The 11736-nt window shown below is 58.9% G+C and carries 10 protein-coding genes and 1 rRNA gene; 5 read left to right on the top strand and 6 right to left on the bottom strand.

Annotated features, from left to right (window positions below; all coding sequences use genetic code 11):
* Positions 1-35 precede the first annotated feature (35 nt).
* Positions 36-151 (top strand): 5S ribosomal RNA (gene rrf / locus BM079_RS11680).
* 338 nt (positions 152-489) lie between these two features.
* A complete protein-coding gene (locus BM079_RS11675; protein WP_175489677.1) occupies positions 490-774 on the top strand; it encodes a hypothetical protein in 285 nt (94 codons plus the stop codon).
* 85 nt (positions 775-859) lie between these two features.
* Here the strand turns inward: BM079_RS11675 and BM079_RS11670 are convergent, their stop codons facing one another.
* The 3 genes from BM079_RS11670 to BM079_RS11660 form a co-directional block, all read right to left on the bottom strand.
* Positions 860-1072: a YMGG-like glycine zipper-containing protein gene (locus BM079_RS11670; protein WP_090134183.1), complete on the bottom strand. Its 213-nt coding sequence runs from the start codon at positions 1070-1072 to the stop codon at positions 860-862.
* Positions 1073-1259: 187 nt separating this feature from the next.
* Positions 1260-2366 carry a ribonucleotide-diphosphate reductase subunit beta gene (locus BM079_RS11665; RefSeq protein ID WP_090134181.1) on the bottom strand — a complete coding sequence of 369 codons (1107 nt, stop codon included), beginning with the start codon at positions 2364-2366 and terminating at the stop codon, positions 1260-1262.
* Positions 2367-2464: 98 nt separating this feature from the next.
* Positions 2465-5365: a ribonucleoside-diphosphate reductase subunit alpha gene (locus BM079_RS11660; protein WP_090134179.1), complete on the bottom strand. Its 2901-nt coding sequence runs from the start codon at positions 5363-5365 to the stop codon at positions 2465-2467.
* 570 nt (positions 5366-5935) lie between these two features.
* On the opposite strand from BM079_RS11660, the gene BM079_RS11655 reads away from it, so the two are divergent.
* Together BM079_RS11655 and BM079_RS11650 are read left to right on the top strand one after the other, a co-directional pair.
* Entirely contained in the window at positions 5936-6649 is a 714-nt protein-coding gene (locus BM079_RS11655; protein WP_090134177.1) for a winged helix-turn-helix domain-containing protein, read from the top strand.
* A gap of 73 nt (positions 6650-6722) precedes the next feature.
* The gene (locus BM079_RS11650) at positions 6723-8429 is read left to right on the top strand and encodes an ATP-binding protein (protein WP_090134175.1); all 1707 of its coding nucleotides are present in this window, start codon (positions 6723-6725) and stop codon (positions 8427-8429) included.
* A gap of 4 nt (positions 8430-8433) precedes the next feature.
* On the opposite strand, the gene BM079_RS11645 is transcribed toward BM079_RS11650, so the two are convergent.
* Together BM079_RS11645 and BM079_RS11640 are read right to left on the bottom strand one after the other, a co-directional pair.
* A complete protein-coding gene (locus tag BM079_RS11645; protein WP_090134173.1) occupies positions 8434-9351 on the bottom strand; it encodes a LysR family transcriptional regulator in 918 nt (305 codons plus the stop codon).
* A 68-nt stretch (positions 9352-9419) separates the two neighbouring features.
* Positions 9420-10478 carry a metal-dependent hydrolase gene (locus tag BM079_RS11640; protein WP_090134171.1) on the bottom strand — a complete coding sequence of 353 codons (1059 nt, stop codon included), beginning with the start codon at positions 10476-10478 and terminating at the stop codon, positions 9420-9422.
* 144 nt (positions 10479-10622) lie between these two features.
* Here BM079_RS11640 and BM079_RS11635 point away from each other — a divergent pair, with 144 nt between their 5' ends.
* The gene (locus BM079_RS11635) at positions 10623-11315 is read left to right on the top strand and encodes a uracil-DNA glycosylase family protein (protein WP_090134170.1); all 693 of its coding nucleotides are present in this window, start codon (positions 10623-10625) and stop codon (positions 11313-11315) included.
* Between the two features lie 11 nt (positions 11316-11326).
* On the opposite strand, the gene BM079_RS11630 is transcribed toward BM079_RS11635, so the two are convergent.
* Entirely contained in the window at positions 11327-11728 is a 402-nt protein-coding gene (locus tag BM079_RS11630; protein ID WP_090134168.1) for a DoxX family protein, read from the bottom strand.
* Positions 11729-11736: the final 8 nt, after the last annotated feature.

Genomic DNA, 11736 nt, shown 5'->3' with positions numbered 1-11736 from the left:
ACCGGCTGCCTGACAGCAGCCGGTCTGCAGAATTGCCTGACGACCATAGCGTGCCGGTCCCACCCGATCCCATCCCGAACTCGGCAGTGAAACGGCTCCGCGCCGATGGTAGTGTGGGGTCTCCCCATGTGAGAGTAGGTCATCGTCAGGCACCCCTTCCGAACCCCGGTCCAATGGACCGGGGTTCTTTTATATGTGCTCGGAAAATGCCGCGCCGGGCGGCCACGGGCGTGGCCGCCGCGCGTCACGCCCCGGACGCGGGTGGCAGTGACCGCAGGGCCATGTTCCCTGAGGGCCATTGATCAGGGGCGTCGTCTCCCTTTCTGGATCTCGATTCATTTGGCACCAAAGGATTGTTCGGGAAAATCAATCTCTTCCTGAACAAAGAGGCGTGGTGTTACATCGTTTTTTGCACCACAATGAACAAGCAAATATCCGGGACACCGGTATTTCTTTTTAATGTAAATGGTAGGCAAGGGAGAGCTAACGATGAAAAAGACACTGGGTATCCTGCTGGCCGCAATGATGATGTTTGCAGTGGCTGGCTGTGACAGCGATGACGGTCCTGCCGAAGAGACCGGCGCACAGATGGATAACGCTGCCGACAACGCTGGTGATGCCGCAAGCGATGCAGCTGATTCTGCTGGTGATGCTGCCAGCGACGCGGCTGATTCCGTTGGCGATGCTGCCAGCGACGCTGCTGACTCTACCGGTCAGGCTATGGAAGATGCCGGTGACTCCATCAGCGACAGCGCTGAAGAGCACAGCAACTGATCCAGCCCGATAGGGTATAGAGAAGCGAAAAAGCCTCCTGACGATGGTCAGGAGGCTTTTTGCCATGGGGCTACAGCTTTGGCGATCACTGGGCGCTGGCCGCTCCGACAGCCGCACCCGCGGCGCCACCAATCAGGGCACCGGTACCTGCACTACCACCCGTCACAGCACCAGCAGCAGCGCCGGTAAGGCCGCCGATACCTGCTCCCTGAGCTGCACTGCGCCCTGTAGGGCTGCTGCATGCAGTCAGAAGCGCCAGTGCCATGACCACGGTTACAGTCATAATTCCCTTGTGCATTGTTCTCTCCTTGTCAGCATTTAATCAGGAATGGCTTCACCTGTTGATTATCGACCATCGTCATGCAGTCTGTATGTGATGAGGCCTTTGATTTCGGAAATAATGGGTACAAAAAAACCCTGCATTATGCAGGGCTTTCAGAGTCGACCCGGGTTCTTTATGGCGATAGGGCCCGAATGTTAATGCTTCAGTCCCAGGTCAGCGCGCCGCCGGTCTGATATTCGGTGACTCGCGTCTCGAAGAAGTTCTTCTCCTTAGGCAGGTCAATCAGTTCCGACATCCAGGGGAAGGGATTTTCCACGTCATCAAAGAGCAGGCCCAGACCGATCTGCTCACTGCGACGATTGGCAATGAACTGCATGTACTGCTCGGTCAGCTCGGCGTTCAGCCCGAGGATGCCTCGCGGCATGGTCTCACGGCCGTAGGCTGCTTCCAGCTCGTAGGCTTCCATCAGCATGCCACGCACTTCCTGCTGGAAAGCGTCGTCCCACAGATGCGGATTTTCAATCTTGATCTGGTTGATGCAGTCGATGCCGAAGTTCAGGTGGATGGACTCATCGCGCAGAATGTACTGATACTGCTCGGCGATCCCCACCATCTTGTTGCGACGACCCAGCGCCAGAATCTGGGCAAAACCGGTGTAGAACCACATGCCTTCAAATACGACGTAGAAGGCCACCAGCGCACGCAGAAACGCCTGGTCGCGCTCTATGGTGCCGGTGGTGAAGCTCGGGTCTTCCAGCGCCTGCGTGTATTTGAGCGCCCAGGCATCCTTGTCGGTAATCGATGGAATTTCCCGGTACATGTTGAAGAGCTCGCCCTCATCCAGACCCAGTGACGTACAGATGTACTGGAAGGTATGCGTGTGGATGGCTTCTTCAAACGCCTGGCGCAGCAGGTACTGACGGCATTCCGGATTGGTGATGTTGCGATAGACGGCCAGCACGATGTTATTGGCGACCAGCGACTCGGCAGTGGCGAAAAAGCCGAGATTGCGCTTGAGCATCAACACTTCGTCTTCAGTCAGACCTTCCTGGCTGTTCACCGGCGCACGCCATGTGGCGATATCGCCCTGCATGGAGACTTCTGTCGGCATCCAGTGGTTGTTACAGCCTGCCAGATACTTTTCCCACGCCCAGCTGTATTTCAGCGGCAGTAGCTGATTGACGTCGCTCTGGGCGTTGATCATGGCCTTCTGGCTGGCATCGATACGCTGAGCGCCGGCCTGAATTTCTCCCAGGCCGGTGTTGTCGACCTGGTCGTTGTCATCATGGAACAGGGTTGTCTCTTGCATCATTCTCTCCCTTGCCATCGCCTGACCGTATCAACGGTGAGGGTGGACCTGAATGCGTTGGACGATGGCCCGGGTGGGCCACCGTCAGGGCGATTGGATTACTGGCAGGCTTCGCAGTCCGGGTCATCGAGTGAACATGCAAGCGGCGGTGCCGAGCCCAGCGGCTGCTGGGTCGCCTGCGAGGGCTCCGGTGACGGAGAAGACGATGGCTGCGGCGTCGGTGCATTGGGCTTGACGCCGTTCAGCTTGCCATCGGTGCCCTTGAGTGTGGACTTCTCAAGGCGGCTGGACGCCTGCGCACGGAGGTAATAGGTCGTTTTCAGACCCAGCTGCCAGGCCATGCGGTAGGTGGTATCCAGCTTGCGACCGGAGACGCCGCTGATATAGAGGTTCAACGACTGGGCCTGATCGATCCATTTCTGGCGACGCGAGGCCGCCTCGACAATCCAGCGCGGTTCAATCTCGAACGCCGTGGCATAGCGCTGCTTGAGGTCTTCCGGGATGCGGTCGATCGGCTGGAGCGAGCCATCGTAGTACTTGAGGTCATTGATCATGACCTCGTCCCACAGGCCGCGCGCCTTGAGTGCATGCACCATGTGCGAGTTGACCACGGTGAACTCGCCCGACAGGTTCGACTTCACGTACAGGTTCTGATAGGTCGGCTCGATCGATTGCGTCACGCCACAGATGTTGGAGATGGTCGCCGTGGGCGCGATCGCCATGACATTGGAGTTACGCATGCCCTGGTTGCGAACCTTGTCGCGAATGCGGTCCCAGTCCTGCGTGGTGGACGTGTCCATCTGCAGATACTGTTCACCGCGCTCGCGCTGCAGATCACGGATGGAGTCGATCGGCAGAACACCCTGGCTCCAGAGCGAGCCTTCATAGGATTCATAGCGACCCCGCTCGGCTGCCAGATCGCTGGAGGCTTCAATGGCGTGATAGCTGATCAGCTCCATGGAGTGATCGGCAAAGCTCACCGCGTCTTCAGAGGCGTAGGCGATGCCCTGCTTGTAGAGCGCATCCTGAAAGCCCATCAGACCCAGCCCGACCGGGCGGTGACGGAAATTGGAGCGTTTGGCCTGCGGCACGGCGTAGTAGTTGATGTCGATGACGTTATCGAGCATGCGTACAGCGGTCTTGACCGAGCGCTGGAGCTTGTCGCTGTCGAGACGACCATCAACGATGTGCGCCGCCAGGTTGATCGATCCCAGGTTGCAGACCGCGATTTCGTCGGCGCTGGTGTTGAGCGTGATCTCGGTGCACAGGTTTGAAGAGTGCACGACACCGGCATGGCGCTGCGGGCTACGCAGGTTGCAGGGATCCTTGAAAGTGATCCAGGGGTGGCCTGTTTCAAAAAGCATCGACAGCATCTTGCGCCACAGATCCTTGGCCTGTACGCGCTTGAACAGGGTGATCTCGCCGGTATGCGTCATGGCTTCATACTCTTCATAACGCTTTTCAAACGCCGCGCCATAAAGGTCATGCAGGTCAGGGCAGGTCGCCGGTGAGAAGAGCGTCCACTCTTTCTCTTCGCTGACGCGCTTCATGAACAGATCCGGCACCCAGTTGGCCGTATTCATGTCGTGCGTACGGCGGCGATCGTCACCGGTGTTCTTGCGCAGCTCAAGAAATTCCTCGACGTCCAGGTGCCAGCTTTCCAGATAGGAACAGACGGCACCCTTGCGCTTGCCGCCCTGGTTGACCGCCACGGCCGTATCGTTGACGACCTTGAGGAAGGGCACAACCCCCTGTGACTTGCCGTTGGTCCCCTTGATATAGGAGCCAAGGGCACGTACCGGTGTCCAGTCGTTGCCCAAGCCACCTGCCCACTTGGAGAGCATGGCGTTGTCGCGGATGGCGCCGTAGATGCCTTCCAGGTTATCCGGCACGGTGGTTAGGTAGCAGGACGAGAGCTGGCTGCGGATGGTGCCGGCGTTAAAGAGCGTCGGCGTCGATGTCATGTAGTCGAAGCTCGACAGCAGCTCGTAGAATTCGATGGCGCGAGCTTCACGGTCCTGCTCGTTGAGTGAAAGGCCCATGGCCACACGCATGAACATGACCTGCGGCAGCTCATAGCGGACGCCGTTGCGATGCAGGAAGTAGCGGTCGTAAAGCGTCTGAAGCCCGAGGTAGGTGAACTGATTGTCACGTTCGTGATCGAGGGCATCGCCCAGACGCTCCAGATCGAATTCGGCCAGCTTCGGGTCCAGTTGCTCGAATTCGATACCGCGGAGGATGTAGCTCTGGAAGGCAGGCTTATAGAGAGAGGCCATGTCACCAAAGGTGGCTTCGTCGGCAACCTCAAGGAAGGAGAGCGCTTCGCGGCGCAGATTGTCCTGCAGCAGGCGGGCGGTCACGAAGGTGTAGTTGGGCTCCTTCTCGACCAGCATGCGTGCGGTCATCATCAGCGCCGTGGCCACGCCGTCGGCGGTGACGCCGTCATACAGATTGCGCAGCGACTCGTCGACGATGCGACGCACTTCGACGTTTTCAAGCCCGGTGCAGGCGTCCGTCACCAGCGTTTCGATACGGGCCAGATCCAGCGGACGACGGCTGCCATCGGGCTGGGTGACGTTGATGGTGGGGTGGGGTCTTTCGACGCCCTGCTGCTGTGCCGCGCGGGCACGGGCATGTTCTTCACGGTAGAGGACGTAGGCGCGCGCTACCTTGTGCTCGCCCGAGCGCATCAGGGCAAGTTCTACCTGATCCTGAATATCCTCGATATGCAGGGTGCCGCCTTCGGGCATGCGACGCGCAAAGGTATCCATGATGGACTGCGTCAGCTGCTCGACCTGCTCGCGAATGCGCGACGATACAGCAGCGTTGTCACCTTCCACGGCAAGAAAGGCCTTGCTCATGGCCACGGAGATCTTGCTCGCATCAAAGGTGGCGGTGTCACCGGTACGCTTGATGACACGCAACTGCTGATCGCTTTGACGCGTATGAGCATCATCAAGGATTGATGAGGTATCACGCTCTGTATGCGAGGTTTCCATAACGTTACCTTCCTGCCGTAAGGACAAAACCGTTCTGTCCCGTTGTTCAAATGGCGAAAACGGGCAACAACGGGCTCGAAAATTGGATCACAAAGGGTATTGACACATCACTGGTGTGTTTGCTTTGAAACACTACATGGTGTGTCTTCTCAAAAAGTAGGCACAATATAGTGTGTCTGGAAGAACGTCTCAACACGAAAAGGCGGGGTATTCTGTGGACAAGTTGTGCTTATTTTTCTGAAAGCCCTGTAATGGCTGGAATATTTGCAGTTACATGAAAAAATCTATGAGACCCACGGTGTTTTGTCGCGAATAATTCAGCGCCAGCGATCATGAGTAACTCCGGATTCATGCTGATCAGTGCCTGACGATGAGAATCGTGTGCAAATACGGTTCGATTGTATGGGCACGTTCGTGTAACAGTGGCACAATGTTGCAAAATTGAACGACCGTTGGGTTTAAAGGTCACATTTATCGCTGTCTGCCTGCCGAATGCCCGGGCCTGGCCCGGGCAGGACTGTACCGGTAACGGCACGGAAGCTTTTTTATCAATGATCGGACGGACGAGCCTTGGATAACATTACAACCGCCAACGAACACATTCTTATCATCGAAGACGATGAACGACTGGCCGCGTTGACGCGTGAGTATCTTGAAGGCAATGGTTTCAGGGTCAGCGTTGAACACGATGGGACCAATGGCGTCGAGCGCATCCTCTCCCTGCGGCCGGATCTGGTCATTCTTGACCTGATGCTGCCGGGCGAGGACGGCCTGTCCATCTGCCGTCGCGTGCGTCATCAGTATCCCGGTCCCATCCTGATGCTGACGGCCCGAACCGACGACATGGATCAGGTGCTGGGACTTGAAATGGGTGCGGATGACTACGTTCCCAAGCCGGTCCCGCCGCGCGTGCTTCTGGCCCGAATGCGCGCTCTGCTGCGCCGTGCCGATGGTACCGAAGCCGTCGAGGAGGAAGAGACCCGCCTTGAATTCCGCGATCTGGTGGTGGATTCCTCGACCAGAGAAGCATGGCTCAACGGCGATCGCATCGATCTGACCAGCGCCGAGTTCGATCTGCTGTGGCTGCTTGCCTCGCATGCCGGACGGGTGCTGACGCGTGAAGAGATATTCTCTGCGCTGCGCGGCATCCGCTATGATGGACAGGATCGTTCAATAGACGTGCGCGTATCGCGCATTCGACCCAAGATCGGTGACGATCCGCACCAGCCTCAGCGTATCAAGACGGTGCGCAGCAAGGGATATCTGTTTGTTCGCGAGATCTGAGTCAGCAGGGATCTGACCTGTCTCATCAAGGGCGGCCTCGTCTACTGTAAAGCACCCATGTAAAGGATGGACGATGCCGTCAAGATTTCCTTCTCTGGTTCCATGGCAAGGCCGCTCTAACAGTTCAGACGGTCTGGCGCCTCCGCCACATCGACCTCTGTCTGCCCATGGTGGTTTTCGCCGCCTCTATCTGACCCTGTTTCTCTCTCTCATGGCGATCTTCTGGATCGGCGTGGCCGCGTCATGGCTGATTGATGACTGGCGAGAGGATCACTATCGCCAGCGCCTGGCCAGCGGACCAATGGCGCTTCTGACTTCACTGGTGGCCAGCCAGCCTGAGAGCTCCCGCGATGCATGGCTGAGCGCTTATGAAGAAGAGCTGGGCATTCGCCTGGCGCTGTCGGATTCTGAAACGCTGATGCTGGGTTTCATGGACCGTCGCCGTCTGGCGCGTGGGGACGTGCTGGCCCGCCAGGCCCAGGGCGAGATCGGCTGGCAGCTTTATCAGCGCCTGCCGGGGGAAGACGATGCAATCTTGGTGGCGCACTTCACCGGGCTCTCCGAACAGCAGCCCCTGCAGCTGGTGTCCCTGCTGCGACAGTGGCTCGAACTCTCGCCGGAAGACGAACGCGAGGCCCGCTTTCAGGCGCTGCGCAGCCGAATCTCGCTGCCCATGGGCATGGGCAGCGGTACGCCGCCTGGGCTTTCCAATAGCCAGCTGACACAGCTCAACGCCGGTCACGTCGTGATCAATGTGGTGGCCGAGCGCTCAAGTCTTGGGTTCTACGCCCAGTTCTCCGGCGGACGCTGGATCATGGTCGGGCCGCTGTCACCCTTTGAGTCACTGCCTATTGTGACCATTTCCATTGTCATGGCGCTGATGCTGACCATGCTGGGCCTGGCGATCTATTTCATCATGCGTAGCGTGGAAAAGCGCCTGACCAGACTTGAACAGACCACGGCAAGCTTTACGGGCGGGGACTACAACGCCCGCGTGACCATTCAGGAAGGAGAGTATCTCACCCAGCTGGGGCTGGCCTTCAATACCATGGCCGATCAGGTTCAGGCGGTACTCTCTTCGCAGCAGGATCTGATGCGCGCGGTATCACACGAGTTTCGAACCCCCGTGGCACGGGTACGCTTTGCGCTGCAGATGGTCGATGACATGAGTGAGTCACCGGGTATTCGACGGCTGCTGAAAGGGGTGGACGACGATATCGAATCCATCGATCGCCTGATCGATGAGATCCTGACCTATGCGCGACTGGACAGCGCTACCGATGGGATGCTGCCGCTGGAACCGGCAAGCCTTGAAGTGCGCGAGATTGCCGATCGCGTCGTTGAAACGCTCACGCCGCTGCATCCGCAGCTGACGCTCGAAGTCACCGGCGGGCAGGAACTCAGCGTGCATGCCGATGCCCGTTATCTACAGCGGGCGCTGCAGAATCTGGTGTCCAACGCCTGTAACCATGCCGGCACCCGGGTTCATGTTCGTCTGCTGGGCGATGAACGCTTGGTGTATCTCAGCGTCGAGGACGATGGCGCAGGGGTACCTGCCGGGGAGCGCGAGCGCATCTTCAAACCCTTCGCTCGGCTGGATGACAGCCGTACCCGGCATCAGCCCGGCGTTGGCGGCTATGGCCTGGGGCTGGCCATCGTGGCGCGTATCGTGCACTGGCATCACGGTCGCATCACGGTCGACACGGCCCCGGAGTTGGGTGGTGCCCAGTTTATCCTGACCCTGCCGCGCCATTACGAGGCCGCAGAAGAGTACAGCTGATGGTTCAGCCGGCCGGACGAATGCCGTTGAGCACGGCGAAGGATGTCTCGCGGGCAGTACGCAGGAAATCGCTCATCCAGACCTGGCTCATCTGATCGAGGCGGACGGCGGCATACAGTGTGCCCCACACGCCGTCCCTGCCCAGCGAGCAGGCCCGCACATAATCCCTTTCCAGATATTCGGTCAGCGCCCAGTTGGGCAGGGCGCAGACCCCGCGTTCGCTGGCTACCAGCTGCATCATCATCATGGTCAGTTCGGCTGTACGGGTCTCACGCGGATGAACGCCGGCAGGTTCCAGAAATCGGGTAAAGACATCCAGCTTGGAATGCTCTACCGGATAGGTAATCAGGATCTGGTCCTCCAGATCCTTTGGCATCACGTAACGTTTGTCGGCCAGCGCATGCTGGCGCGCCACGGCCAGCAGGCTCTCATAGCGAAACAGCGGCTCATAGTGAATACGTGGCAGCGGCTGCGGGTCGGCCGTGATGACCAGATCGAGCTGTTCGCGAGCCAGCGCCGGCAGCGGATCAAAATGCTGACCCGCCGGGATGTCGACCTCGACCTCGGGCCAGTGGTCGCGGAAGTGATCGATGGTGGGCATGAGCCACTGAAAGCAGCTGTGGCATTCGATGGCCATGTGCAGACGGCCCTGCTCGCCACCGGCCATGCGGGCGATATCGCGCTCGGCGTTGCGAATCTGCGGCAGTATCTGCTCGGCCAGTCCCAGCAGCCGCTGGCCGGCGCGGGTGAACTGTACCGGTCGCGTCTTGCGCAGAAAGAGCGGACAGCCCAGCCGCTCTTCCAGATCCTTGAGCTGATGAGACAGCGCCGACTGAGTCAGATGCACGCGCTCGGCGGCTTCCACCAGTGACCCGGTATCGCGCAGCGCCAGCAGGGTGCGCAGGTGCCGGAACTCGATCATTAAAGCTTCTCTCTCATGGCTGGTCTGAAGGGTGAGGATATCCAACGTCGGCGCCCTGTGCAGGCAATCTATATTTGAGGCCGGCATTCGGCGTCGGGCAGTAGCCGGTCGCGGTCACCAAAGTCCGATGGACAAAGGGCATCGGGGTTTGTAATGCGTTTCAGCAGTGCCGGCAGCAGTCCGATATCGGGTCGGGCAATGTCGGCCGGACGAGATGTAACCGAATGCCATTGACCGCTATCATCGCGTTCAGCGATGACAAAGGCAAAGAAATAGGCACCTGGCTGTCCCATGCGGAGATCGGTCACGACCAGAGTTCCATCTCGCACCTCACTACGCCAGAAAGGCGCTGAAAACCAGCCAAGACGCTGGCCGGCCCAGCTGTCGATCATCAGGTCCCGGAATGCCATCGGTCGTTGGAAGCTGTCGAAGGCAAGGGTGTCACGGTCATCGAAGATGCTGACCAGCGCTTCCAGCTGGCGGTCATCGTCAATGACGGTCACGCGCCACACCAGCGTGTTCAGCGGTGTTGGCTGGATCATGACCGGGCGATCATCCAGCCCGCGTTGCACCAGTGCCGGAGACACCTGCGCCATCACCATGGACTTGGCTGCGATGGAAAACCCCAGATAAGCGGTGGAAATGGCCAGACCGATGATAACCGCGCGTCCCTGTGTGCCTTTGATCAATGCCACGACAAGGCCCAGCAGCATGGGAAGTGTATAGAGCGGATCGATGATGAAAATTGTTTTCCAGGCCACCGGCGGCGAGGTGATAGGCCAGAGCAGTTGGGTGCCGTAAGTGGTAAAGGCATCCAGAAGGGGGTGAGTGATCAGACAGAGCCACCAGAAACAGAGCCATTGTCGAGTGGGCACTTTTCGGGCCGCAGGCAGGCGCGCGCAGACAAGGGTGAACATACCGGCCAGCAGTGACAGGGCAAAAAGTGAATGCGTGACGCTGCGATGATAGGTGTAGTCGGCCACGGCGCTGCCGTAGTCGATGAAGCTGTCAAGGTCGGGCAGGGTGGCGGTTACGGCACCCAGCAGGATCGATTTACGGCCCAGCCGACGCCCCAGTATGGCGCCACCCAGTGCTCCGCCAAGGCAGGCCTGTGTCAGGGAATCCATCGCTTTTCTACGACTCCTTTCGTTGGATGGATATCGTCTCTGGTTCAGGCAACTATGCTTGTACCCTCAGAGCCGATATTGGTGTGGCCAGTATGGGGCCGAATGCATCAAGGAATGACCAGAGAGTAACAAGGAGTGGCGACCATGTCCCTGAACGAACGTCAGCACAGGGCCTTCAGAGTGCTGGCGGCCGACACTGACGGCATCGATGTCGAGGTTTACAAGCGCTTTGAGCGCGACCCGCTCGATCCCATTATCGGGCTGGGTCAGCGCAATCTGCGCGTCGGTTTCTTCGGCCGGGACCCCGGTCGCGACGAGGTGCGCTTTGGTGAGCCCTTTATTGGAGCGGGCGGGCAACTGGTCAGAAAGGCGCTTTACGAGCACCTTTACGGCGAGAAAATGCCGGATTTTGAGGCCTCACGCGCCGTGGGCGAGCATTTTTTCTGGATCAATACGGTGCCTTACAAGCCGATAGGCAACAAGGCGTGGTCTATGAAGGTCAAGCGGCACTTTCACGGCCTGATGAACGAGCTGCTGATTTCGCGCTGGGAAGGGCGCACCCTGATCACGCTGGGGCGTGAGGCCTTTTTGTGGTTTGGTATCGGCCTTGAAAAGGCAGAGCGCGATCGTCTGGAGGCATTCTGGAAGCGTGAGGATCGTTTTGAAAGCAGCATCGAGGTGACACTGGAAGATCCACAGGGAGAAGCGCAAACGTTTACGCTCTATCCGCTGCCGCATCCCTCGCCGCTGAACCAGACATGGTATAGCCGCTTCCCCGGGCTTCTGGCACAGCGTCTGAACCAGCTGGAGGTCAGAACCGATAATCTGACGCTTTGATGGGTCTATCGCTAGTCAGGGCGAATGGCCATGCGACCGCTGCCGCAAAACATCAGTGCCAGCGCCGCCCCCAGCATCAGTATCTCGGTTTCGATGCGCCAGCCGCCGGCATCGCTTAATGCCCAGACGGCGTTCAGACGCATCAGGACGATGGCAAACAGCATGTTAATGGCGGCCAGGGCCCCGCCGATCCGACAGTGCCAGCCTGCAAGAATCATCAGCGGCGCCACCAGCTCGCCAATGAACACGCCGAAGGCCAATGGTGCTGGCAGGCTCCAGTTCTGGAGGTGATCACCGATGCGATCCACCACACCAGAGGCGCCGATCTTGGCAATGCCGTGCAGCAACAGTGTTGCGCCCAGCGCCATTCGAAGGATCAGTTTGCCCAGATGTTCATTGTTGAAAAATGACATGACCTACC

The organism is Kushneria avicenniae (assembly GCF_900112585.1).
In the GTDB taxonomy this organism is placed as follows: domain Bacteria; phylum Pseudomonadota; class Gammaproteobacteria; order Pseudomonadales; family Halomonadaceae; genus Kushneria; species Kushneria avicenniae.
This window is presented reverse-complemented; position numbering and strand designations above follow the sequence as displayed.

Excerpts from the sequence above, each read along its gene's own strand:
- BM079_RS11670 (WP_090134183.1), bottom strand. The coding sequence starts at position 1,072 with ATGCACAAGGGAATTATGACTGTAACCGTGGTCATGGCACTGGCGCTT.
- BM079_RS11675 (WP_175489677.1), top strand. The coding sequence starts at position 490 with ATGAAAAAGACACTGGGTATCCTGCTGGCCGCAATGATGATGTTTGCA.
- BM079_RS11650 (WP_090134175.1), top strand. The coding sequence starts at position 6,723 with ATGCCGTCAAGATTTCCTTCTCTGGTTCCATGGCAAGGCCGCTCTAAC.
- BM079_RS11665 (WP_090134181.1), bottom strand. The coding sequence starts at position 2,366 with ATGCAAGAGACAACCCTGTTCCATGATGACAACGACCAGGTCGACAAC.
- BM079_RS11630 (WP_090134168.1), bottom strand. The coding sequence starts at position 11,728 with ATGTCATTTTTCAACAATGAACATCTGGGCAAACTGATCCTTCGAATG.
- BM079_RS11640 (WP_090134171.1), bottom strand. The coding sequence starts at position 10,478 with ATGGATTCCCTGACACAGGCCTGCCTTGGCGGAGCACTGGGTGGCGCC.
- BM079_RS11645 (WP_090134173.1), bottom strand. The coding sequence starts at position 9,351 with ATGATCGAGTTCCGGCACCTGCGCACCCTGCTGGCGCTGCGCGATACC.
- BM079_RS11635 (WP_090134170.1), top strand. The coding sequence starts at position 10,623 with ATGTCCCTGAACGAACGTCAGCACAGGGCCTTCAGAGTGCTGGCGGCC.
- BM079_RS11660 (WP_090134179.1), bottom strand. The coding sequence starts at position 5,365 with ATGGAAACCTCGCATACAGAGCGTGATACCTCATCAATCCTTGATGAT.